General features: G+C 30.8%; 25 protein-coding genes. 17 read left to right on the top strand and 8 right to left on the bottom strand.

What is annotated here, in order from left to right; all coding sequences use genetic code 11:
• Window positions 1–33: 33 nt before the first annotated feature.
• Entirely contained in the window at window positions 34–903 is an 870-nt protein-coding gene (locus tag AWE51_RS03925; protein ID WP_066309757.1) for an alpha/beta hydrolase, read from the bottom strand.
• Between the two features lie 169 nt (window positions 904–1,072).
• Between AWE51_RS03925 and AWE51_RS03930 the strand changes: the two genes are divergently transcribed.
• Window positions 1,073–2,587, top strand: coding sequence for a DEAD/DEAH box helicase (locus tag AWE51_RS03930; protein WP_082832304.1), 1,515 nt, complete (start codon window positions 1,073–1,075; stop codon window positions 2,585–2,587).
• Between the two features lie 17 nt (window positions 2,588–2,604).
• Here AWE51_RS03930 and AWE51_RS03935 read toward each other — a convergent pair whose 3' ends face one another.
• Together AWE51_RS03935 and AWE51_RS03940 are read right to left on the bottom strand one after the other, a co-directional pair.
• A complete protein-coding gene (locus AWE51_RS03935) occupies window positions 2,605–3,390 on the bottom strand; it encodes a PhzF family phenazine biosynthesis protein (protein WP_066309760.1) in 786 nt (261 codons plus the stop codon).
• 37 nt (window positions 3,391–3,427) lie between these two features.
• Window positions 3,428–3,739 carry an ArsR/SmtB family transcription factor gene (locus tag AWE51_RS03940; protein ID WP_066310970.1) on the bottom strand — a complete coding sequence of 104 codons (312 nt, stop codon included), beginning with the start codon at window positions 3,737–3,739 and terminating at the stop codon, window positions 3,428–3,430.
• Window positions 3,740–4,030: 291 nt separating this feature from the next.
• Here AWE51_RS03940 and AWE51_RS03945 point away from each other — a divergent pair, with 291 nt between their 5' ends.
• Window positions 4,031–5,248 (top strand): class I SAM-dependent rRNA methyltransferase, encoded by a 1,218-nt coding sequence (locus tag AWE51_RS03945; protein WP_066309763.1) that lies wholly within the window; start codon window positions 4,031–4,033, stop codon window positions 5,246–5,248.
• Window positions 5,249–5,316: 68 nt separating this feature from the next.
• On the opposite strand, the gene AWE51_RS03950 is transcribed toward AWE51_RS03945, so the two are convergent.
• Together AWE51_RS03950 and AWE51_RS03955 are read right to left on the bottom strand one after the other, a co-directional pair.
• Entirely contained in the window at window positions 5,317–5,727 is a 411-nt protein-coding gene (locus AWE51_RS03950) for a DUF2541 family protein (RefSeq protein WP_066309766.1), read from the bottom strand.
• Window positions 5,728–5,848: 121 nt separating this feature from the next.
• Window positions 5,849–6,682 (bottom strand): OmpA/MotB family protein, encoded by an 834-nt coding sequence (locus AWE51_RS03955; protein WP_066309768.1) that lies wholly within the window; start codon window positions 6,680–6,682, stop codon window positions 5,849–5,851.
• A gap of 326 nt (window positions 6,683–7,008) precedes the next feature.
• Between AWE51_RS03955 and AWE51_RS03960 the strand changes: the two genes are divergently transcribed.
• Window positions 7,009–7,956, top strand: coding sequence for a peptidoglycan DD-metalloendopeptidase family protein (locus AWE51_RS03960; protein WP_198403792.1), 948 nt, complete (start codon window positions 7,009–7,011; stop codon window positions 7,954–7,956).
• Window positions 7,957–7,963: 7 nt separating this feature from the next.
• On the opposite strand, the gene AWE51_RS03965 is transcribed toward AWE51_RS03960, so the two are convergent.
• The gene (locus tag AWE51_RS03965) at window positions 7,964–9,226 is read right to left on the bottom strand and encodes a response regulator (RefSeq protein ID WP_066309770.1); all 1,263 of its coding nucleotides are present in this window, start codon (window positions 9,224–9,226) and stop codon (window positions 7,964–7,966) included.
• A gap of 205 nt (window positions 9,227–9,431) precedes the next feature.
• Between AWE51_RS03965 and AWE51_RS03970 the strand changes: the two genes are divergently transcribed.
• Window positions 9,432–10,031, top strand: coding sequence for a hypothetical protein (locus AWE51_RS03970; RefSeq protein ID WP_082832306.1), 600 nt, complete (start codon window positions 9,432–9,434; stop codon window positions 10,029–10,031).
• 47 nt (window positions 10,032–10,078) lie between these two features.
• Here the strand turns inward: AWE51_RS03970 and AWE51_RS03975 are convergent, their stop codons facing one another.
• Together AWE51_RS03975 and AWE51_RS03980 are read right to left on the bottom strand one after the other, a co-directional pair.
• Complete coding sequence (locus tag AWE51_RS03975; protein WP_066309775.1) at window positions 10,079–10,507, bottom strand: hypothetical protein; 429 nt, start codon at window positions 10,505–10,507, stop codon at window positions 10,079–10,081.
• A gap of 134 nt (window positions 10,508–10,641) precedes the next feature.
• Window positions 10,642–11,007: a helix-turn-helix domain-containing protein gene (locus tag AWE51_RS03980; RefSeq protein WP_066309778.1), complete on the bottom strand. Its 366-nt coding sequence runs from the start codon at window positions 11,005–11,007 to the stop codon at window positions 10,642–10,644.
• 173 nt (window positions 11,008–11,180) lie between these two features.
• Between AWE51_RS03980 and AWE51_RS03985 the strand changes: the two genes are divergently transcribed.
• The 13 genes from AWE51_RS03985 (at window position 11,181) to AWE51_RS04045 (ending at window position 23,179) form a co-directional block, all read left to right on the top strand.
• Entirely contained in the window at window positions 11,181–11,873 is a 693-nt protein-coding gene (locus tag AWE51_RS03985) for a hypothetical protein (RefSeq protein ID WP_157766012.1), read from the top strand.
• A 46-nt stretch (window positions 11,874–11,919) separates the two neighbouring features.
• Window positions 11,920–12,099, top strand: a complete 180-nt coding sequence (locus AWE51_RS03990; protein ID WP_066309784.1) for a hypothetical protein — start codon at window positions 11,920–11,922, stop codon at window positions 12,097–12,099.
• A gap of 112 nt (window positions 12,100–12,211) precedes the next feature.
• Window positions 12,212–13,480 carry a DUF2586 family protein gene (locus AWE51_RS03995; RefSeq protein WP_066309786.1) on the top strand — a complete coding sequence of 423 codons (1,269 nt, stop codon included), beginning with the start codon at window positions 12,212–12,214 and terminating at the stop codon, window positions 13,478–13,480.
• Window positions 13,481–13,505: 25 nt separating this feature from the next.
• Window positions 13,506–13,931 carry a hypothetical protein gene (locus AWE51_RS04000; protein ID WP_066309787.1) on the top strand — a complete coding sequence of 142 codons (426 nt, stop codon included), beginning with the start codon at window positions 13,506–13,508 and terminating at the stop codon, window positions 13,929–13,931.
• Window positions 13,932–14,003: 72 nt separating this feature from the next.
• Window positions 14,004–14,366, top strand: a complete 363-nt coding sequence (locus AWE51_RS04005) for a hypothetical protein (RefSeq protein ID WP_232517334.1) — start codon at window positions 14,004–14,006, stop codon at window positions 14,364–14,366.
• A 7-nt stretch (window positions 14,367–14,373) separates the two neighbouring features.
• Entirely contained in the window at window positions 14,374–16,653 is a 2,280-nt protein-coding gene (locus AWE51_RS04010) for an AHH domain-containing protein (RefSeq protein WP_066309790.1), read from the top strand.
• Window positions 16,654–16,680: 27 nt separating this feature from the next.
• Window positions 16,681–17,298 (top strand): imm11 family protein, encoded by a 618-nt coding sequence (locus AWE51_RS04015; protein WP_157766013.1) that lies wholly within the window; start codon window positions 16,681–16,683, stop codon window positions 17,296–17,298.
• 10 nt (window positions 17,299–17,308) lie between these two features.
• A complete protein-coding gene (locus tag AWE51_RS04020; protein WP_066309794.1) occupies window positions 17,309–20,503 on the top strand; it encodes a C40 family peptidase in 3,195 nt (1,064 codons plus the stop codon).
• A 28-nt stretch (window positions 20,504–20,531) separates the two neighbouring features.
• Window positions 20,532–21,113, top strand: a complete 582-nt coding sequence (locus AWE51_RS04025) for a hypothetical protein (RefSeq protein WP_066309797.1) — start codon at window positions 20,532–20,534, stop codon at window positions 21,111–21,113.
• Between the two features lie 28 nt (window positions 21,114–21,141).
• Window positions 21,142–21,756, top strand: a complete 615-nt coding sequence (locus AWE51_RS04030) for a hypothetical protein (protein WP_066309800.1) — start codon at window positions 21,142–21,144, stop codon at window positions 21,754–21,756.
• Window positions 21,757–21,813: 57 nt separating this feature from the next.
• Window positions 21,814–22,167 (top strand): hypothetical protein, encoded by a 354-nt coding sequence (locus AWE51_RS04035; protein WP_066309803.1) that lies wholly within the window; start codon window positions 21,814–21,816, stop codon window positions 22,165–22,167.
• A gap of 304 nt (window positions 22,168–22,471) precedes the next feature.
• Window positions 22,472–22,696 (top strand): hypothetical protein, encoded by a 225-nt coding sequence (locus AWE51_RS04040; RefSeq protein ID WP_066309806.1) that lies wholly within the window; start codon window positions 22,472–22,474, stop codon window positions 22,694–22,696.
• Between the two features lie 3 nt (window positions 22,697–22,699).
• The gene (locus AWE51_RS04045; RefSeq protein ID WP_066309809.1) at window positions 22,700–23,179 is read left to right on the top strand and encodes a hypothetical protein; all 480 of its coding nucleotides are present in this window, start codon (window positions 22,700–22,702) and stop codon (window positions 23,177–23,179) included.
• Window positions 23,180–23,206: the final 27 nt, after the last annotated feature.

Genomic DNA, 23,206 nt, shown 5'->3' on the forward strand with positions numbered 1-23,206 from the left:
CGTATTAATCCCTTGAGTATAACATAGCAATAACTATTCCAAAATAAAATTGAGGATTTGAACTAGTACTTTTTTGTCTCCTAAAATTTTGCGATGGCCTAGTTGTTCTGTAAGGATTAACTGTCCGTTCTCTAATTCTTTTATTATTTCATGAGCTGCACTGTAGTGCACATCTACATCATTTTTATCATGTATTACCAATGTTGGTATTTTTACTTCTTTTGCAGATGTAGCCCCAGAATAATTATCCAGATTTTCACCAAATCTTTTGTCAAAATATGATTTTAATAATTGACCAACTTTATTGTTTAATTGAAGATTTTTTGCAAAGTTTTTAGTTATTGCAGTTATACTGTTTGCTGTGCCTATAATCACTAATTTTTTGATAGATAATCCATTTTTGGTTGCTCTAAGAAGAGACATTCCGCCTAATGAATGCCCTATAGCGGCTTCAAAAGGTCCGTGTGATTTTTCTAAATGATGAATAGTTTCAATAAAATGGGGCATGATGGTCCTCTTACCAGGGGATTTTCCATGTGCAGGAGCATCAAAACTAACTGTAGTATATCCTCTTTCTAATAATTGTTCTGCTATTTTTGATAGTTGGGTTCCGCTTCCTGACCAACCGTGACTAAGGAGTATTTTTTTTTCTGCAGTACCATAAGTATAAACAACAACACTCCTCCTTATTTTATCAATATATACTTTTTCTTTATGAGCTTCTGCAAACATTTTTTTTTCTCTTTCGGGCATTTTATAACCAAAAGGTGTCAAAAACAATCTTGCTGCAAATCTTGAAGCTAAAAATGGCGAGATCCAATTAAGTATTTTTCCTGTATATAATATAGACTTCGGTATAAGTAAGGCTTGAACCGGAATTAAATCTTTATCCTTTTTATTCATTTATAGTGGTTAAGATATTTTCAAAACTAAAGTAAGAGAAACTTTTACTCTAGGAATTAAGAATAATTAACATTTAAAGCCCAAAATTAAAAAAATATATTCCATCATTTGTTTTATATAACCTTGTAAAGTGTTTAATTTTGTAGCTTATTTTTATAAACCCTCGATATTGTCATCCACAGAAATAGAAAAGAAAGAACAAAAAGTTCTATATGATTACCAGAAACGGGATATTGATAAAATTTTTGGTCGTGTTGAGGAGTTTCCGAAGAACTATAATTTGTTGTATCAACTTCCAACAGGAGGAGGTAAGACAGTTATTTTTTCAGAGATTGTAAGACGCTATATAGAAACTACTAAAAAAAAGGTAATCGTTCTTACCCATCGCATAGAGCTCTGCAATCAGACTTCTAAAATGCTTACAGAGTTTCAGGTCAAGAATAAAATCATAAATAGTTCTGTTAAAGAACTTAATGACCAAGACGAGTATACATGTTTTGTGGCTATGGTCGAAACATTGAATAATAGGCTTAATGATGATCAGTTAGAGTTGCACAATATCGGAATGGTAATTATAGATGAAGCCCATTATAATTCTTTTCGAAAACTGTTTAGATTTTTTAAAAATTGCTTTATTCTTGGTGTTACTGCAACCCCGCTTAGTTCTAATATGAAATTACCTATGAAGGATAATTATAATGAACTAATTGTTGGGGATACTATAAATTCTTTGATAAAAAGTGGTTTCTTGGCAAAACCAGTAACATTTACTTATGATGTAGGTTTGTCTTCTTTAAAAATTGGTATGAATGGTGATTATACAGTAAAATCATCTGAAGAGTTATATACTAATATGTTGATGCAGGATAAACTTTTACATGCCTATGAAGAACGATCAAAGGGTAAAAAAACACTTATTTTTAATAATGGAATAAATACATCGGTCTATGTATACGAAACGTTTAAGAAGGCTGGCTACCCCATAAGACATTTAGATAATACAAATAGTAAACAAGAACGAGAAGATATTCTTAATTGGTTTAAGCATACAAAAGATGCTATTTTAACTTCGGTAAGTATTTTGACAACAGGTTTTGATGAACCTACTGTAGAAAGTATCATACTTAACAGGGCTACAAAATCGTTAACTCTTTATTTTCAGATGATCGGAAGAGGATCTAGAATTTTACCTATTAAGAAAGAGTTTTTTATTATCGATATGGGTAATAATACGGCTAGATTTGGATTGTGGAACACAGAAGTAGATTGGCAATCAATATTTAGATCCCCAGATTTTTATTATGATAATTTGGTTGGAGATGAAGAGATTGAAAGAAATTTCAAATATGTGATGCCAGAAGATATTCGTAAAGAATTCGCAAAATCTGAAGATGTAACGTTTGATATAGAAGAAGAGTACACTAAAACCAAGAGGTTTAATTTAAGAAGCCTTACTGTTTTAGAAAAATCTATAGAACAGCATGCGGTAATGTGTGTCGAAAATAGTGAAGATGTATTTGATGCCCGTATTCTTAGTAAATTGTTAGATAGAGATATAGAATTTAGAGTTAGACGGTACTCTTATTGTATTAGTAAAAGCACTAAAAATTACCGAGATTGGTTAGAAGAAGATTATAAACGAAAATTGAGAACCAAGATTAACCATTTATTTATGGATAATTAATAGAAAATGATGCTGACTTAAATATCAATTTGACCAAGGAGATAAGGTACTGCATATCCACTCATAAACACGCGGTCACCTTTTATTTTACAATCCAGTTCGCCACCTCTTTTTGATAATTGAAAAGCTTTCAATTGTGTCTTGTTAAGCTTTGCGGCCCATAAAGGAACTAAAGAGGAATGGGCAGATCCGGTTACAGGATCTTCTGGAAGAATATCTGCATTAGCATCAAAAACTCTTGAAACAAAATCTGCTTTATTTCCTTTTGAGGTAATAATAATACATAAATAGGGTAATTTTTTTAGCAGCTTTAAATTGGGTTTTTCAAGTATTACTTCTTCTTCAGAAGATAAGGTAATTATCAAATCTCTAGCAGCAAAGGCTTCTATAGGTTCAGCGCTTAATGCATTATGAATTTCTTCAGGTATAGTTACAGGTATAGGTGGTCGTGAAGGAAAATCAAGGGTAATAGACCCGTTTTCTTCTTTTTTAGCTTTTAAAACACCACTTTGGGATGAAAATACAATCTTTTTAAGTTTTGGATTTATGTATTCAAATATAACATATGCAGATGCTAATGTGGCATGCCCACATAAATCTATTTCTGCATGCGGCATAAACCATCTTATTTCATAATATTCTTCTTTTTCTACAAAAAAACCTGTTTCAGCCAAGTTGTTTTCTATAGCTATATTTTGTAATAATTCATCATCAAGCCAATAGGGTAGGTGACATATAGCTGCAGGATTACCGCCAAAAAGTTTTTTTGTAAAAGTGTCAATTTGATATATGGGTATTTTCATAGTATTAAGATTGGCAGAACGTTATAACTATTGTCATTTATAATTCTTGATGTAAAGTGTTTAAATATTCTTTAATTACTTTTTCGTTTCTTTTAAAATAAGTCCACTTTCCGTGCCTGGTACTAATTAATAAACCAGCTCTGTGCATACCAGATAAATAGTGGGAAATTGTAGGTTGAGATAATCCTGATTTTATTTGAATGTTTTGCCCACAAACCCCATCATTAAAGTGCCCTAAATCTTTGTGAGGGGGAAAATTACCTTCGGGATCCTTTAACCACTTTAATATATTGATTCTAGTAGCATTAGAGAGTGCTTTATTAATATCCAGTATTCTTTTATTTATCATATAATAAATATACATATTTAATTATGTAAATATGTTAAAAATTTAATTTTAAAAATAATTAAGATTTATTGTAACAAATTTAAAACATAAACGTCTAGTATATAAAGAGCTAAGTAAAAAGTTGTAATTGATTAATACAAGACTTAGTTTTAACGATACAATAAGAGCGCCTATCTTGATACTTCTTGAGATAGGTGCTTTTAACTTTAAGATTAATCCTACTCTTTGTTTCTTATAAAATATTAAAATCATATAGCTTTAAGAGAAGAAAAATTATTACTATTCTTGCACATGATTAATATTATTCCCGATATACAAACCAAAAGAATAGCCATTAAACTAAAGCCCGTAGCAGAAAAAATGGTGAAAAGAGGGCATCCTTGGATTTTTGAAGATAGCATTGCAAAACAAAGTGCTGAGGGAAAAGCAGGAGATTTGGCTATTATTTACGATGTAAGGAAGAATAATTTTTTGGCTTGCGGATTATATGATCCCTATTCTCCTATACGTATTAAACTTATTCAATTCAAAAAGACCGCTCAAATTAATGACGAATGGTTTAAACAAAGGATTAAGGAAGCTTATAGTATAAGAATTCCTCTTTTTAAAACTGATACCAATAGTTATAGATTACTTTTTGGAGAAAATGATAATTTACCAGGTTGCATTGCGGATATATATGATACCATTTTAGTTGTTAAGTTATATTCACATATTTGGTTTCCCTACTTGAATAGTATTATTTCTAATTTAATTGAAGTTACTGGTTGTGAAACTGTCGTACTTAGATTAAGTCGTTTACTTCAATCTAAGAATCAATCTTATGGATTAAAAGATGGCTCTGTGATTTATGGTGAATTAGAAAACGAAGTGGTTGTTTTTAGAGAACACGGAATATTATTCTCTGCGAATGTTATTAAAGGTCATAAAACGGGATATTTTTTGGATCATAGGCATAATAGAAAACGAGTAGGAGAGCTTTCAAAAGATAAGCATGTATTAGATGTTTTTTCGTACGCAGGAGGCTTTTCTGTTCATGCACTTGCAGGAGGAGCTACAAGAGTTGTAAGTTTAGATATAAGCAAACAAGCTTTAGAAATGGCAAAAGAAAATGCTTTATTAAACAACCCTAAGGGAAAGCATGAGATTTTAGTAGCAGATGCATTTGAAGGGTTACAAAATCTGATTAATAGAAAAGAAAAGTTTGATATTGTAATTATTGATCCACCATCTTTCGCTAAGCGAGAGAATGAAATTATGGGTGCAAAAAACAGTTATGCTAGATTAGCAAAATTAGGATCAAAATTAGTATCTAAAAATGGCACACTTGTACTAGCATCATGTTCATCAAGAGTAACAGCAGATGATTTTTTTGAAATTTCAGAAACGAGTATGTTGGAGTTGGGGATGGCATTTGATGTGTTGGAAAAAACATTTCATGATATTGATCACCCTATTAGTTTTCTGGAGGGAGCTTATCTTAAATGTGGATATTATAAAATGAAGTGATGTATATTATCATAAAATGAAAAAAGCGAGAATTATTTAAGGGGTTCTCGCTTTTCCTGTTTATTATATTAATGTTTTCCAAAAACATGAACTTTTGCTCTTTTTCGAGATAGGTTCTTTGTGTCATAAAAGAATGTAATATCTTTAATAACTCTTTTATTTCCCTTTAAATCTATTGTTTTAGAGGTACTTCTACGTGAAAAGTTATGTCTAAGCTGTATAATATCTTTTTTGCCATTACCATATTCAATGACCATTTTATGCATGTTAATAGCCCCATTGGTGACTTTGATCTTTAATTTCTTAAATCCTCCTTTTTTGGCTGTTACATGTATTACATCTTTATCTAATCTATAGTTTACAGTTCTAGAACCTAAGTGATCCCATTCAATTTTAGTAAAACTAAAACTACTTGTAATAAGAAATAAAGCTAATAGAATTGAGGTAACCGATACTCGTTGTAATGTTATTGCTTTCATAGTTTTTAAATTTATTGATTTACTATTTTGACTATGAACGCGATAAAAGGTTTAATGTAGAAACAAAAAAAAGGAAACAAATCTTGTTTCCTTTTTTTTAAAATAATTTGAAATGTGACTTCTAGTTAGAAGAAAGCATAGCAAAAAATTTGTCCATATTTGGTAATAAAACAATTCTTGTTCGTCTATTTATAGCCATATTTTCTTGTGTATCATTTTCTACAAGAGGTTTATAACTACTTCTACCAGATGCTATTAATTTAGCAGGATCTACATTATAAGAATTTTGTAATTTTCTTATAATAGACGTTGCTCTTTTAACACTAAGATCCCAGTTGTCTTGTACCACAGCAGTACTAATAGTTCTAGGATCAGTATGTCCTTCAACCATTACTTCTAAACTTGGTTCAGAATTAATTACATCGGCTAATTTTTTTAAGATGTCGTCTGCTTTATTACTAACTCTAAAGCTTCCACTGTTAAATAGCATTTTATCTGATATAGAAATCATAACAACGGTATTATCTATATTAATAGAAATATCCTCATCTTCTTTAAGGTTATCAGATAATGAACTTTTTAAATTATGAGATACTGCTAAATTCATTGAATCCTTAAGAGTTTTTGCTCCTTGCAATTTTTGAGGATCAACTTTTGATAAAGTTTCTCCCATTTTAGCTTTGGTGTTGTTAGAAATAGCAGCGATACCATCTACCATTACCATTTTTTCATTATTAGAATCTTTTAAAGAATTAATTTTAGAGTTATAATCGGCTACTCTTGCTTCAATCTTCGCAAATTTACCTTCTAGCTCTTCTTTTTCTACAGCTGTTCTTTGTAGTGTACTTTGAGTATCCTGTAGTTGCTGTTCTAGAGCTACATATTTTTTCTTAGATACACATGATGTCATTAAAATGACCCCCGACAGTGCAATAAATGCAAATGATTTTTTCATGGTTATTCAATTAATTATTATGCTCTTTTAACTATTGCATATTTTTTTTATTGCTTGTCTATCTATTAATTTTTTCACATCAATTTCTTAAAAAATGTTAATAAATTTAACTTTAATAGATATCCCACAATATAATTACGTTAGTACTGCATATAATATATTTTCTAATTTACTGTAAATCAAAAGTATAGATTTTTGATATACTTGTGTCGAAGATTTTTTTTAAAATTAATTATTGTTTTATTGTAACAACGTATTATTTTTATGGTCATATTGTAAAAAAGAGATATCAGCCCAGATCTACTTAAATTTTTAATAATATGTTTTTGAATTGTAAGAGGCAAATATCTTTAATTGTCATTATTTTATTTTTTTTAATACCAATACAAGTTTTATTTAGTCAACAAAAAAAACTTGATGTAAAGGAATATAAAGAGTTAATTATTAATGGTTCTTTTGTATATCTTCCGATATACAAAAACAAAAAACAGTTCTTACCAAAATACGTTATTCCAAATCCTTCTAATAAGGAATTTATTGCAAAGTGGGATAATCAAAATTTCAACCCTTATCGCGGAGAAAAGATAACGTACCCGTTTCAATTAGCATTCGAGTCTACAAATTTTTCTTCTCCAGTAGATCGTAAAATGGTGGTTACCTCACGTTATGGATTAAGAAGAGGAAGACCACATCAAGGGATAGATATAGACCTGCATATCGGCGATAGTGTAAAATCTGTATTAGATGGTAAAGTACGCTATGTTGGTTATCATGGGGGACATGGAAAAACTGTTATTGTAAGACACCGTAATGGATTAGAAACTGTTTATGCACATTTATCAAAGTATCTTGTTAAAGAAAACGAAGAAGTCAAAAAAGGGCAGGCTATAGGAAAAGGAGGAATAACAGGTAACTCTAGAGGGAGTCATCTGCATTTAGAAGTAAGATATCACGGAAAAAGTGTAAATCCCGAATATTTATTTGAATTTACAAAGGAAGCTAAAATCCGATCAGATATACTTTATGTAACTCGTAAGTGGATGAATCCCAGATATCACAGATCTACTCGTAAAAGTAATGTTGTTGTTCATAAAACTATTGATGATATAACAATACAAGAAGAGCAAAAACAAAAGACGTACATCGTTAAAAAGGGAGATACATTACATAGAATAGCTAATAGACATGGGTTAGCTGTATCAGAAATTTGTAAGAAAAATTCGATAAAATATAATGCCGTTTTAAAAATAGGGCAGCAAATTATCGTGAATTAAAAAATAACTATTGATTCAGTATTGGATTTTCAAGATGTTTATTGATTATTTCTAATAAATGATTTTTGGTATAGGGCTTAAGAATATAATCATTTAAACCTGCGTGAATAATTTGTCTGTTTAATTGAGTAATATCAACAGCTGTTAATGCTATAACAGGAGTTTTAAGATTAAATTCTCTTATTCTTTTAGTAGTACCAATTCCATTTAATTTAGGCATGTTAATATCCATAAGGATAACATCATATCGATTCTCTCTCACCAATTCTATAGCATCAAAACCATTATCGATCGTTGTACACTCAAAATGCTCTTTAGAAAGAATTTTATCGGCTACTAATAAATTTAGTTTATTGTCATCTACTATAAGAGCTTTTCGTTTGGTATTTGTATTAGCCTCATTGCTATTATTATGGTCTTCGATATTATCGTTTTTATCGTCCTGTACCTGTAAGTCTAAAACAAGAGCATATTCAGAACCTTCTTGTGCATTTTTTTGAATGATAATATCACCATTGATCACATTTACTAAGCCTTTAACTATTCTTGAGTTAATACCAGTACCTAAATAAGATTTCTTTGCACTTTCAACGTTAATAAATTCTTGGTATATAGATTTTTGATCTTCTGAAGAAATATCATCCCCATTATGTTTAACCTTAAAAGAGATATTATTACTGTTATGTTTACTTTTAATTAAATGTACAGAAAAATATACGTCTCCATTTTTTGTAAATCGTAAGGCATTACTAATAAGATTCATCAAAATTTGTGATAGAATAGAAGCATCGCCAATGACCATTGGATTAATTTCGGGATCGAAATCATAATGCAATGTATTATCACTATTATCTGTTGCGTAACTAAATGAATTTACAAGGTTTTGAGTCACTTCCTGAAGGTTAAACAAATTGTTTTGGGACTTAATACCTTCAACATCTAAATAATTTATATGAAGTACATTATTAATAAGATTTAATAAGTAATCTCCAGAAAATTTCAGAGATTTTAGTTTTTTATCATCTTTAAGTTCTGGATATTCTTCGGCAATAAGATTTGTTAATCCCATAATGCCGTATAATGGAGTTCTTAATTCTTGACTAAGGACAGTAATGTAGTCTTGTTGTCTATGTATTTGTTTTTTTGTTTCCCTTTGTAAAGACTTTAACTCTCTATCCTTATTCTTTAGTGATTTTTTAAGACCATAATATTGTATCAACAAAAAGAGAATTATAGATAGAAGTATTCCTCCGATGATATAGTAAGTCATAGAACCTTTTTACGACAAAGATAATGTATATCTAATAAGTAAGTAGTGAGGATTTCCCCAAAATATTGAAATCCGAAAAAGTTTTTTTATATTATTAACAGCCATAATATAGTATATTATTTATCTTTATGGCACATTAGTTGATGTTTTTATGAGTATGAGATCACTGTTTTGTTTATGTTTTTCGATTTGTATTTGTTCATTTGTGAATGGGCAAGTGGAAACGGGTTCGTCAATTAAAATAGATAGAGAGAGTGATCTTAAAGCTAGTAAATTTGATTTATCAACTGGTTTAGAAACACCTAAATCGGATAGTAAAATTACGCTATATAGCCTTCCGAAAGAATTATCTGAATATGGAAGACCTAAGAGACCCTTTAATATGAATGGCGATGATGGTTTTTTTAAACCAAATACAGAAATTACGCCTAAGTGGTTTAAAAAAGATAAAGCTATCAAAGATGAGTTTAAAAGTGATCAGTATCTAGGAGATTTCAAAAGTTCAGGCAAATTTGTTCATCTTGTATACAGAGATCATGAGCATGTAGATGGAGATCAGGTACGCATCTTTATAAATGATGATGTGATTAGATCTAAAATTTATCTATCTAGCGCTTTTCAAGGTATTAAAATCAATTTGACCAAAGGATTTAATAAAATAGATATTCAGGCTTTAAATCAAGGAGAATCAGGTCCCAATACTGCAGAATTTCAGCTCTATGATGATCAAGGTGTCCTAATAACGGGAAATGAGTGGAATCTTACTACAGGAGTAAAAGCAACTATGATTGTTGTAAAAGAATAATTATCAAGATCACTCATAATCCTGTATTTCTTAAATAGTTTTGCAAATTATGAAATCCAAGCTTTTACTGTGGTTTTTTTTGAAAACCAGATTAAAAAGATTGCAACAAGCAACACAAGTATAGGCATTACCATTCTACTTCCTGACAGAACAATAAAATCTTGTAAAAAGAAATTGTAGGTTGTTTGCATAACTATACCGATCAAAGAAAGTATAAATAGAATTGATGCTATTTTTTTTCTTAAAAGTAATAAAATACACCCTAGAGCACCTGCAAATACAGCAATGGCAAAGGCAGCAGTTACCCACGCAGGCATGTTATTATAGAAACTTTGTTCTGCTTCTGGTAAAGAAGCTATAGCTTCATCTGTAATATATGCTTGAGCCAAATAGGCAAGAACACCCATTATATTCCAAAGTAAGGCAAGAATTGCAATAATCCAGAACCAAATAGGAGGTTTGTTGGCGATTTTCATGATAATTTGTTATTTAGTTGTTTGTCATAACAAGATACCCAGAAACCTCATAAAATACAAATCACCTGTTTTATGAATAAAATTTCACAGAATAATCAGACCTTACTACTGTAGAATTAGGAATAAGATTGTAATTAAGTTTTTAAACTAGAACCGTTAGTAGTTTTTGTACTTTCTAGTTTTTCTAAACGCTTTTTTATTAAATCTAGATCACTTGTAAGTGCAGATAAATCAATTTTCTCTAATTCTTTGTCTCGAAACATTTGTTGGCTCATGTCAAATAAATAATAAGGGTTTACATCAAAAATTTCAATAATATTTTTTAAAATATCATATCCAGGTTTTGTTCTTTTTCTGCTTCCATCTGGTTGTAAACGCCCTCCCGTAATACTATCAATAGTAGTACTGGTAACGCCAATTTTGGCAGCAAAAGAATTGTTCGACAAGTCTAATTCCTCAATTATTTCCTTAACTCTTTTATGAATATCCATTGAATCCATAATAATTATTTAACAGCAATATTCTGTAAAATGTTTTTGTATTCGGTAATATGTTGGTATATTTAAGGGGTAATTATCTACACAATAAATGTATACAAAATAAATTGAATAATGGTTTTTCAAAAGAAGAAAGAACTGAAAAGAAAGAAATTAAATTTACTAAATCAATAATTATGGTCTTACAGCAATTTTACGAGCAAAAGAAAAAAAAGATACATGAGATCATAAATCCGGGTCAAACGCAAAATGATACTGTGCGTTTATTTAATGATAATGTTTTTGAGGATACTGGGGTTACATACCCACTTATCTTGTTTAAGTATAATAATATTGTCTGGAATACTTCTTCCGAGAAAGAATATAAAGCCGATGTTGACTTTAGTGTCTTTGTAATACTAGCGCCTTCCTATGCAAATGATTATTTAGAAAGCTTTGAATTGGCTCGTAAAATAGATCAAGCCATTCTAATTCATCCTAATAAAAGTGAAAGAACTAAGAATGAACAAGATATTTTGAATGGTGTAACTACTATACCATTGATTACAAATTCTGCATTAAAAGTGCGAGAAGGACAATATACTGTAGAGGATGATCACTGGGCAAAAAACAATTATTACATCTGGGAAATTAATTATAGTACTACGCTAATAGAGAAAGAGTATAAAAAACGATATACGATGATTTCTAATGAATTCTTTGTTCAAAATGATATAGATGAAGATAAAGAATTGGTAAGAAAGAATCTTAAAGAAATTGGATACGATTTAGATGATTATAACGAAGTTGAATATAATGGAAAAAAATTATTAGTATATAAAAATGTAGAAGAACATCTTATTGTGAATAATAAGGATGTAGAACTTTAATCATAATTAATTTTTTTAAAAAACTAAGCTCACAAATAAAGTAAATATGAAAAGAAAAAATGATTTGCTAGAAAAAAGAAGAAGATACGTTCAAAATTACGTTTTAGAGAATCAAGATAAGCAAATGAAGCTTATTGTTGCAGAACTTTCTGAACGATTGTTTTTATCAGAGCGCACAATTTACAACATACTAAATCAGAGCCCTATTTTGGTTGAAGTTGCATAAATTACTGAAACTACTGTTTTTGTAATACGTGTTTTTCATTTTTTTTAGTTTGCTATTTTATCTTTAGGTGTTAAACACTATAAAGTATAAACTTAAATTAAATTCATACATAATGGGTAATTTATTAAATGACGTTGTTATCAACAAATTGTCTGGTGGTTTAGGCCGTAGGACTCCTGATAGGGATATGGTTTCTGGACTATTATTTGATTTATCTCCTTCAGGAACAAAGAAAAGTGAAAACCCAAATATAGAAGTAGGACGTTTATATAGATTTGCGTCATTAGAAGATGCAGAGGGTTCAGGATTTGTAAGTTCTATAGATAAAAATGGCTGTTCTGTTTATTATCAAATAGCACAGTTTTTCAGAATTAATCCTTCTGGAGATTTATTAGTAATGGGAGTTGATAATTCTGTTGCTATTGGTGATAACACTGAGGATACCTATCAGAATTTAGTTGCACAAACTGACAATTTATTGACAAAAGCAAACGGAGAAATTAGACAACTTGCTGTTTCATTTGGTAAATTAACTACAACATTTGCAGAAACTACTGGTGCTGTGGGTGTAGCAGCAACAATAACTAGAAAAGCTTTTGAAACAGATTATAGACCATTAGAAATCCTTTTAGAAGGTAAAGGTTTTGGGGAGTTAATAGTAGATGGTGGTCCTGGTGTCGCAACTGCAGAAAACTTAAGAGGACTTAATGCTCCTAACGTATCAGTAACTATTGCTATGGATCCTGAAAAAGCTAACGAAACCGGTGGTAATTTTAAAAATACGGCAGCGGTAGGTGTTTTGTTAGGAGCAGTGTCAAGAGCAAAAGTATCTGAAAATATAGCTTGGATAGAGAAATTTAATCTTACCGGAGAAGGCTTTAGATCAGTAGGTTATGTCGGAGGTTTAGATTTACCTACAGAAGGTGATCAAGGAACCTTAAATAATCTTGGATATATTTTTAGTCGTAAACATATTGGTATTCCTGGAGTTTATTTTAATGACAGTCATACATGCACTTTAGAAACAGACGATTTTGCTTTTATAGAAGCTAATCGAACAATTAATAAAGCTGCCAGAATTTCACGGACAGCACTACTTCCAAAACTTAATTCACCAGTATTGGTTGATCCAGAAACAGGTAAACTACCTCCTTCTGTAGTAAAAGGTTATGAAACTCTTTGTAGATCGGCATTAGAGCGCATGATAAGTAATGAGGAAGCTTCAGATATAGATGTTTTTGTAGATCCTAATCAGGATATCCTAGCAAATTCTCAGTTAAATATAAAGATTGCAATTGTGCCTTTAGGAACGGCACGTAAAATTGTAGTTGATCTAGGATTTAAGAACCCATTTCAAATTAACGCTGCGGCGGCATCATAAATAATAATAGTATAAAATAAGAAATATGTCACATTTACCATTAATAAACGGCCAACGACATAGTTGGTCCTCTATAGAAGTAAATCTTTTAGATCGCATCGTTACCGGGATTACGTCTATTAGTTATGACGATACAGAAATGAAAGAAAACCATTATGGTGCAGGTAATATGCCAGTACATAGAGGTAGAGGGAAATACGAAGCTAATGCGTCGATGACACTGTATAACTACGAAGTTGAAGCAATACAAGCAGCATTACCCAGAGGACAGCGATTAATGGATTCACCACCTTTTGATGTAAAAGTTAGTTTTTTAGATGAAAGTAATGCCATAATTACGCATGTTATTCGTAATTGTGAGTTTAAATCTAATAACCGAAACATGAGTCAGGGTGATACAAAAATTGAAGTTTCAATAGATTTGATCGTTTCGCATATCGAGTGGAACTAGAAAGAATTTTTAGAATATAGAATACAACAACCCCAGACGGTATTAATTGTTTTGGGGTTTGTTTTTAACATAATGCTTTTAGAAGCTATGGAAAATACAGAAACTGCAGCTCAAGTTGCATTATTAGACGGTAATATCACCGATGCACAATTAAAGCGTTGGAAATACCAATATAAAAGAGTGGTTAAATTATCTGTAGAAGATGATGACGGCACTACTTTATTTGCATATTTCAGAAAACCAACAATAGATATACGTTCAGCGGTACTGCAAGCATCGAAAATGGACGAATTTAAGGCATTAGAAGTCTTGTTTAAAAACTGTTATTTAGGAGGTGATACCGATATCGAAGATGATGACGATCTACGACTTAACATCACGACTTCTTTTTCAGATTTTATACAACCAAAACCTGTTAAGATAGAGGTTTTATAAACAATTTATGGCAACATATATTAACAAACTCCAGGCAAGTGGCAACACTCTTGACGAAGCGGTAGAAGACTTTAAAAGAAAGCTGGAGTATGTTATGGTACCCATGTATCCCGAAGAGTTCGAAACTAGGGAAATACAAGGACAAACATATATGTATCTAAATGGCGAATGGTCATTGCAGCTCGACGAAGTAGTGGTTACAGCTAGAACTATTACTAATACAAGAGCTTTTATTATTGCTTCCTCTGGTATACGCCTTCATAAAACAGCTAGTCCACATGATACAGAATATGTATCCGCTAGAAGTGGTAAAAATGTCAGCGCAACTAATATTGCCACAACAATTTATAAACCAGGAGAAGAAATCTTATATATCGGCCCTTCTCAAAACGCAAAAGGTTGGGCTTTTATACAAACCAATGATGGTAAACAAGGGCATATAGAACGCCATCATATCATGATCCTTGAGAAGAATGCAATTCTTGATAATTTTACACAGGCCTATCATTACGTCAAACAAGAAGGAGAAGGATTAGAAAGTATTATCAATACCTATTTTGCCAATTATAACTTCAAGAGGGGTAAAGACAAAAGAACTATAGCAGAGGCTTTGATTTTTTTAAATCAAAGTAGCGATCATGATCACGGACTCTATTTTAAACAAGAAGAAAAAGGAATCTTTGAAAAAGTACATAGCGGTGTTATAGATGCACATGATCCTTGGTTTCAAAAAGCTAGAGAATTATATAAAACTGTACAAGTGCCCTTATATACTGTACTACGTATTCCAACAGCTGCCTATATCGAGTATTTGGCAAAAATAGGCAAGCTCTCTCAACGTCCCGATTTGGTTAATGAAATGATCAATGTAGGTGAGATCATTGTAGATGTTGCAGCAGGTATAGCCGGAGTTATTGTTGGTATCATAGAAGGTTTTGTAGTTGGGATATGGGATGCATTGGTTGGTTTAGTTGATCTGGTATCTTCTATAATAGATGTGATTAAAAAATTAGTGCAAGGCACTTTTATAGAAGATCTTAAAAAAATGTATGCCATGATGATTGGTTTATCATGGGAAGACATTAAAAAATTAGGAGACGCTATTAGCGGTGGATTGATATCACAAATACAGAATTTTAGTACACTATCTGCTTTCGAAAAAGGAAGAGTGATCGGTAAGATCATAGGCATGGTACTACTAGAAGTAGTATTGGCATTTTTTACTGGTGGTGCAGCTAACGCTGCAAAATGGGCGGGTAAATTAGGAAAATTTGCCAAAGTAGCAAAGACAATTGCTAAGGTGGGAGATGATGTTTTAGGGCCACTTAATAAAATGAATAAAAAACTTATTGATAAAATAAGTGATAAAGTCCCCAAAAAGTTTAAAAATAAAAACGGAAAAGGGGATTATGATGATAATGAAAAAAATAGAGTTTTAAAGCAAACCATATTAAACCTTGTAAGAGCAAAAACCCTCGCACTTGATGAAGTAGGAGCAACTCTAAGTCAACTTAAAACAGATTTATTTTTCTTGGCGAAACCTCTTCCTGGTGCAAAATTTTTCTTTCCTCCCGAGATTGGCATGCCTGGTACTTATGATGTGTATTTTAAAGCAAGTCCTAAAAAGAAAGTCGCAAATGATTTTACCAGTGGTACCAAAGGAAAAAATATAGCCGATACAAAAGCAGCTGGTTTATTAAATAAAAAGATTAATGATCTTAAAAAAGCTCCTGATGGATACCAGATTGTTAAGACTAAAAAAGGAAAACAGATAAAAAGACTAGATGCAGATAATCCCAATACGCCTCAACTTACGGTAAATGATAAAGGAGAAATTATAGAGTATAAAGGACCTAAAAACAACCGTATAAGTGTCTCTGGTAAACTTAGACGTATACTAGGTACGCCAGATGGGCACCAAGCACATCATTTAGTGGCCGATAACGTTGTACAGAAAAGTAAATTACATACGTTGGCAAGAAAAAAGGATCTATATGATTTGGATAGAAAGGGTAACGGTATTAGCTTAGCAGAAACCGTAGAAGATTTTGCAAAAGATCCAACAGGAATGTCTAGTAAATTGCCTTTGCATAAAGGAAATCATAAGGAGTGGGATAAGCTTACTACAGGTGTTATCGAAGAGTATGAAAGAAGATTAATAAAGAAATTCGGAAAACTAGATATCCCTCCGGTTACAGAGGAAGCAATGAAACTTTCGTTAGAGGGTATAGAGAAGAAGTTGTTGAAAGAGATGAACGGCCTTCCAAGTGGCATAAAATTAGAATAAAGTATGATGAAGCAAAAAGCTTTTATATTGAAAAGGAGCAAAGATGCCTGGGGGCATATAGATTTTATGAAGAATCAAGAAGGAGCAATACATGTTCCTTTTGAAGGAGATGACTATATTCGTTTGAACACCATGGATATTAAAATAGTAGATTTTCCGTTCCAAATATGTTTTGCCTCAGATTTTAGTATAATTCCCATGATAGATTATCCTCATAATGATTTAAATTTAGATATTTTAAGTCAAAAAATGTTATCGGTATTTAAGGATTTAGATGACTTTAAATATAATGAGATACCGGTTATAATGTTTGATCATAAGGAAATGGAAGCCTACCATATAGAACAAGGTGAATTACTTGAAGACTTACAAAGAAGAAATGAAGATTATATAGCAATTCAGCTATTAGATTATACGGATGTATTTGATAGGGAAAATTCTGAGTATGAAGAAGATTTTTTAGATCCAGATGAAGTAGGAGATATTGACAAGTTGGTTTTGAAATGGCCTAAAAAAGGCTTTCCTCCATTATTTCGGTTAGATGAAAGTGCAACAAAGTTATTTGTGTCCGAACAAGCAAAAAATGCATTAGAAGCAGCAAATATAAAAGGATGTGAGTTTGAAGAAGTAGAAGTGAGTGGATAAAATTTAGTAAGTGATCAAGCCTAATAAAAATATAGACATTGGTACTTTTGATATAGATATCAAAGAACTAGCTACACACGAAACTAGTGAGTATGTTGCGCAACGCCTGCAACAAGCCATGCAAGAGGTGCTAAATAAGCACGTCAAAAATAAAAATACGACTACTGCATTTCTGACTAATCAGAGTAGTGGTGGTACAGCAAATAATCGCAATACCATTCCTAGGACTATTGGTGGTACAACAAAACAAAATAATAACACAAATGTTTACAAGCAGAGTACCGGTAGTACTGCAGGTGTTTCACCGTCTGGTGTGCAGAACGTTCAAGAATCTTCGATAACAAAAGAGTCTAAAGAGACGTCTTTAATAGAAAGTATTGATACAGCAGTAGCTACTACTGACAATATAACTCCTGATCAAACCATAAATAACATAGCTACTGTTAATGATAAAGAGCTGCTGATCCAAAAAATCACTAAAAAATATCTTACAGAAAGCTCAGATGATTATGATGCTACACAAGTTGACAAATGGAACGGGATTATTGAGCAAATAAAAAAAGAAACTGATCTTGATACATTTGTTAAAAATTCTGATAATTTAAGTCTTCAAGAGTTGTATAAAGAAGTGATATCTGCTTCAAAACCTAAAAAAGAGCTAACGCCAGAAGTATTGCGTAAGCGAATGATTAAAGAGATCGAAGAGAAGTACATTTCAGATGAAAAATTAGAGCCTAAAAAGAAAAGCTTTTGGGAATCTATTTTATGGAAGTTAAATAATTCTAATATTGCTCTTAAAGATATTCTTGAAAAACATAAGGAATTGTTTTTGTTCATAGATTTATTAATGCCCAGTGAATTTGATAATTTATCTATTGATTTAAAGAAGATTACTGCTAAAAACGTGTATCCTAAGATAGGAAAAGATACTATTTATGTAAGACTAGGTAAACTTAAAGATGAAACAGGGAAATCTGTATCCAAGGTAACAAAAGATAAAAAAGGATTAAAACATTTAATAGATACGCCAATTGTATTTACAGCCAATAGAGATAATGTAAATATAAATTGGAAAGTATATAAAAAGGATGGCACATTGCTTAGCACTCATGTAGATGAAGGAAAAACTTTTACCTATATTTTTAAAGAGTACGGAGAGTTTGTTATTGAAGCATATGGATCAAGTGCAGTATATAAAAATAAAAAAGGACAATATAAAAAGGCTAAGAACTTAAAATTAAGAAGCAATTATATTGCTATTCATATTAAAACACCAGAGCTTGAGAGGGTAAAAGTAAAAGGTTTAAAAAACAAAGGACATATTGTATTTAATAACGAGAAAGAATATAGTTTTAAAGCCATAGCAGATGTAGGAAAGGTGGAAGATTTAAGTACAATCACTTGGAAAAAGTTTTATAAAAATACCGTAGCACAAAAGAATTATGAAGAATTAGAGAAAGATGTGGTGACAGAAGGTGTGGTTCTCAAAACAAAATTTAATAAAGCAGGTTGTTATAAAATTGTAGCAAAGTCTGGAGAAAAAATTAGTACTACTACTTTTACCGTTGGTGGTAATTATATTAGAACGATTAAAGAGGTGAATAAGAAGAATTTTGTCCTCTTTAATACATCAGATACACTTGCTTTTGTGCCATCTTCTTATAAGTTAGGTAAAAACGTTCATATAGATAAAGAAGCGATTACTTGGGTTGTTACGAAAAATGAAGCAATAATTGGTAAACCTTTTAAAGGAGAAAAGTTTATTGTTGAACAGACACAAGGAATTAAAGAAGGAGAGTATAAAGTTACTGCATATGTAAATGACCCTATTTTTGGAAAAAAACAGGCTTCTACAACAGTAATGGTGGTTCATCCTGAAATTATTGAAGCGCAATGGACAGATAGTAGAGGGGTAATTAAACCTTCTTCGGGATATAAGGATGAAGTAAATTATATTTCTGCAAAAATTCCTTACTACCATAATTCAAAAGCACTAATTAAATTATATAGTGGTAATAAATTATTGTATACATATACTACTACAACAGATAATCATGGTGGTATAAAAGAAGAAGTATGTTTAGAGGATTTCGGTATTGAGAATTTATTTAATGAAAAAGTAAAGTTTAGAAATTCTGAAGCTGGATTATTATCTTTTACAATAGAAGCTGTTGGATATACCTTTAAGAAAAGTAATGTAAGGTTTAATAACAAGATATATGTAATTAAAGAAAGATCTATAACAATGGCATATTTTGCTTATAGAGGAGAAGTAATATCCCCTTTAAAACATGCTGTACCTTATGGAGTAAGAATTCAAGCTGTTATTGAAGCCCCAAACATGATAGGAGAAAAACTAAAAACGAACTTTTACCATGTCCCATCACAAGATTATTCCAATAGTAGTAAAGTAGTATTGGCAGAGGAAGTAATAGTTGGAACAGATGGTAGAGCCATTTTAGAGTTAACTCTACCTAAAAATTTAGAAGAAAATCACAAGAAATTCAAGTATTTTTACTTCAGTAGTGAATCGTTAGAGGGAGAAAAAATTATTAAAAATTCATTTATATTACTTTGTTTTAAGGAAGGAGATGTTTTACCAGAAGGAGTTGATTTACTAGTTAGATCTCCTTGGATGAAAATAGCACTTGAAGAAGCAGTAAAATCTTTAGGGACACATGAAGGAAAAGAGCCAATGTTATCTATGGGGTATAGGTATTTAAAGGCTGCTGGGAATCCATACTCTCCAGACAATGATGATTTTGGTCAATGGTGTGCTGCATTTACTACATGGGTTGTTAAAGAAGCTAATTACAAGATTCCAAATAATACTCGTTCACAACATATAGTAGAAAATGAAGGTAAACTCTATAAACGAATTTCTTATCCTATTTTTGGTGCGATCACAGTTTACACAAGGCGAACAAATACAAAATCTGGTCATGTGGGAATGTTATTTGGATTGGATAAAAATGGCGATTATATTTTGTTAGGAGGTAATCAAGGTGATACTATTAAGTTTTCTACATTTGGTAAAAAGAAATCTGGAAGTTTAGATTTTAATGGTTTTTTTGTTCCAATAGAATATAGTATAAAATCAATAGATAAGTTAACGAAAAAGGATTACTATGAAAGTGATGATGAAGTAAATAAGTTATTTAAAATAATTTCAGAGAATGCTAAAGGAGCACCCAAAACGAAATAAATATTAAATTAGTTGAAAATTAAGTAAAATGAGAAGCACATTTTTAATAATTAGTTTTTTGACAATTGTAATTGGTTGTAAAAACTCTGAAGCAAATAAAGAAGAATTCTTAAAAAAAACTCCAATTAGAGAAGAAGGGTTATCATCAGAAAATGATAGCATTGAGACCCAAATTAATTTGAAAAAAGAGAAAAATAATGTTTTAAGTACTGATATTAATTGTCTCGATGAAAGTACTGAAAACGAGCGAGTAGAAAATTTTATAAGAAATCTTATCAGTAATATTGAAAATTCTAATGTAAAAGAATTATCTACAAAAATAAAATTCCCTATAGATATATTCTCTCATGGAGAAATCTCTAACGAATCTGTTTTTATTGATAAATTTTCTGATTCAGAAGCTTTTGAAAAGTTTTTCGGATTAGAGGTGTTTAATGAAAATGGCGAACTCAAAGATGTTTCTACTTTCGATAATATACAAATATTTTATACCGAAATGGAAAATGTTTCTTCATGCTATTATGTGCAATTCGGCTTAGGTACTGAAATATATAATATACAAGAAATCAATGGTGTGATAAAGATTGTTAAGTTTATAGGAGTTGGTTAATATTGAAAGAAATTGAATATTAAATCAAATGAAATTTAATTCTTTATGTATACTATTTTTTATTTTTATTATTGCTTGTAAAAGTGAGAAGAAGCAGACTTCAATTTCGCTTGAGAAAGAAAGCAATACTCAGGTAATATATTCTGCCAATAATACTTTTATTAAAAATGAAGAGTTAAAAGGTGTCGAGAAAGATTTAATTGGTAGGATATATAGTGATATAGAAGATGTAAATGAGTTCAAAAATTACTATAGTCCAGGAGGAGCTAGTGTAGGCGAAATATATAATAATAAAGAATACTCAATCAATACAGTTCAAATAAAAGAAGGTCTTGATAGTTTTGTGATTTTTAACGAGGCTCTTGTGTCTGAATCCGATGTACAATATAAAATTTTAGATACTTTAAACCTTACAGGAAAGGAATACGGATTATTATCTGATAAGGATAAAAGTTTATACATTCATTTTTGTTATAAAGATGGCGAAAATGATCAAGAAATTATTGCTATTGCTCAATATGATGAAAATGAGGAATTTCTAACCACCATTTATAAAGCTTGGCGTGCCGACAGAAAAACGGAAAAAATAATTGAGATACCGATTGATGGTATTAAAGTTGAAAATGTTGGTTATGGATTGTAACTTTTTTAACGCTTCAAATGGCAAGGTAATTGATATAACTACTTCAAAACATCTACTATGAAATCTGTTATAATATTATTTGTAGTATTCATGTCGTTATCTTTTACTATGGAAAAAGATAATCACCTTAAAGTAAATAATACTCAAAAACTAGATACTTGCGACTTTAATGGTAAAAAACTATATGGCAAAATACAATTTGTAGAGTTTGCCAACCAAGCCGATATCAAAGTACAGATTGTAAATAGTTTTCCTGATCTTAAGGTGCAATTTGTAGAGAGTTTTCCCGATAAATGCGGCGAATGGCAGGTTGTAGAGTTTGCCAATCAAGCCGATTTAAAAGTATATGTCACAGAAAGTTTTCCAGATATCAAAATACAAACTGTAGGTAGTTTCCCTGGATTGCCATAGGTTCATACTATTATTAGATGTCCGTCTGAGCCCTGAGTAAACTATGTATCTCTTGTATGTTTTTAATTTGATAAGTTAGGTTTTCTACGAACAAGTTAACGATATGTATATAAAATATAAGCATAAAGCTTAGTCCTAAAAGACTGAGCTTTTTTTATTTACAGAAAATTTACTGCAAACACAGAAAACCATGCATACTCTTTACATGGTAAAGCATTTGCGTTTCCTATTTTTAAGAAGTATTGTAACTAGTTTATTGCATAATCATGTGCTATAAAAATAGAGTTATTGTAATTTTTTGATTATGAATGATTCAGGAAATAAAAACTTAGGAGGTGGCCTAAACCTTAATGAAAACCCTAAAATACCGGATACATCTGGTATTCTTAATGCTTTAGGCGGAAATACAACAGCACCTACTATTACTATAGGCAATTTTATAGTGAGTAGTATTACAAATGCAAGCGATCAGGAATCTATAGAGGATAAATTACTTAAAGCCAGAAAAGATACGTCAATAACAGGGTAGTTCATGAAAAAAGATAGTGATCAAATATTGCTTTGGAAAAAAGAATATAAACAAATCATAAAGATACAATCTGATGATGACGAAGTAGCGTATTTTAAAACTCCTACATTATCGGTGCTGGATACGTATAACGATATGAAAGAGAATGATGTGTATAAAGCACTAGAGTTCTTGTTTAATGCTTGCGTTTTAGAAAATAATGAGTATGAAGATGAGTTTTTGTTGTCAGCAGGTAAATCGTTGGTACAAAAAGTTATCACAGATAAAAGTATCTCTATCAATAGTGAAACTGGAAAAGATGAAATAAAAAAATCAGCGGCTTTAGTACGACATTATTTTAATGTAGATCCTTATGATTTAGGAGTAGATGAGTTTTATAAATTACTTTCAGAAGCATTATGGCTTCAAGATCACAAAAACAAACAACTAGAATTTGCAATTGCCAATGTATTGGTAAAAACATTTGGTAATACGATGCAATAGTAAAAAGATAGCGATAAGAAAGATATT

Origin of the sequence: Aquimarina aggregata (assembly GCF_001632745.1) — a bacterium.
Classification (GTDB): domain Bacteria; phylum Bacteroidota; class Bacteroidia; order Flavobacteriales; family Flavobacteriaceae; genus Aquimarina; species Aquimarina aggregata.

Coding starts and splice junctions, on each gene's coding strand:
- AWE51_RS03925 (WP_066309757.1), bottom strand. CDS start 903: ATGAATAAAAAGGATAAAGATTTAATTCCGGTTCAAGCCTTACTTATA.
- AWE51_RS03935 (WP_066309760.1), bottom strand. CDS start 3,390: ATGAAAATACCCATATATCAAATTGACACTTTTACAAAAAAACTTTTT.
- AWE51_RS03940 (WP_066310970.1), bottom strand. CDS start 3,739: ATGATAAATAAAAGAATACTGGATATTAATAAAGCACTCTCTAATGCT.
- AWE51_RS03945 (WP_066309763.1), top strand. CDS start 4,031: ATGATTAATATTATTCCCGATATACAAACCAAAAGAATAGCCATTAAA.
- AWE51_RS03950 (WP_066309766.1), bottom strand. CDS start 5,727: ATGAAAGCAATAACATTACAACGAGTATCGGTTACCTCAATTCTATTA.
- AWE51_RS03955 (WP_066309768.1), bottom strand. CDS start 6,682: ATGAAAAAATCATTTGCATTTATTGCACTGTCGGGGGTCATTTTAATG.
- AWE51_RS03965 (WP_066309770.1), bottom strand. CDS start 9,226: ATGACTTACTATATCATCGGAGGAATACTTCTATCTATAATTCTCTTT.
- AWE51_RS03975 (WP_066309775.1), bottom strand. CDS start 10,507: ATGAAAATCGCCAACAAACCTCCTATTTGGTTCTGGATTATTGCAATT.
- AWE51_RS03980 (WP_066309778.1), bottom strand. CDS start 11,007: ATGGATTCAATGGATATTCATAAAAGAGTTAAGGAAATAATTGAGGAA.
- AWE51_RS03985 (WP_157766012.1), top strand. CDS start 11,181: ATGGTCTTACAGCAATTTTACGAGCAAAAGAAAAAAAAGATACATGAG.
- AWE51_RS03990 (WP_066309784.1), top strand. CDS start 11,920: ATGAAAAGAAAAAATGATTTGCTAGAAAAAAGAAGAAGATACGTTCAA.
- AWE51_RS03995 (WP_066309786.1), top strand. CDS start 12,212: ATGGGTAATTTATTAAATGACGTTGTTATCAACAAATTGTCTGGTGGT.
- AWE51_RS04000 (WP_066309787.1), top strand. CDS start 13,506: ATGTCACATTTACCATTAATAAACGGCCAACGACATAGTTGGTCCTCT.
- AWE51_RS04005 (WP_232517334.1), top strand. CDS start 14,004: ATGCTTTTAGAAGCTATGGAAAATACAGAAACTGCAGCTCAAGTTGCA.
- AWE51_RS04010 (WP_066309790.1), top strand. CDS start 14,374: ATGGCAACATATATTAACAAACTCCAGGCAAGTGGCAACACTCTTGAC.
- AWE51_RS04025 (WP_066309797.1), top strand. CDS start 20,532: ATGAGAAGCACATTTTTAATAATTAGTTTTTTGACAATTGTAATTGGT.
- AWE51_RS04030 (WP_066309800.1), top strand. CDS start 21,142: ATGAAATTTAATTCTTTATGTATACTATTTTTTATTTTTATTATTGCT.
- AWE51_RS04035 (WP_066309803.1), top strand. CDS start 21,814: ATGAAATCTGTTATAATATTATTTGTAGTATTCATGTCGTTATCTTTT.
- AWE51_RS04040 (WP_066309806.1), top strand. CDS start 22,472: ATGAATGATTCAGGAAATAAAAACTTAGGAGGTGGCCTAAACCTTAAT.
- AWE51_RS04045 (WP_066309809.1), top strand. CDS start 22,700: ATGAAAAAAGATAGTGATCAAATATTGCTTTGGAAAAAAGAATATAAA.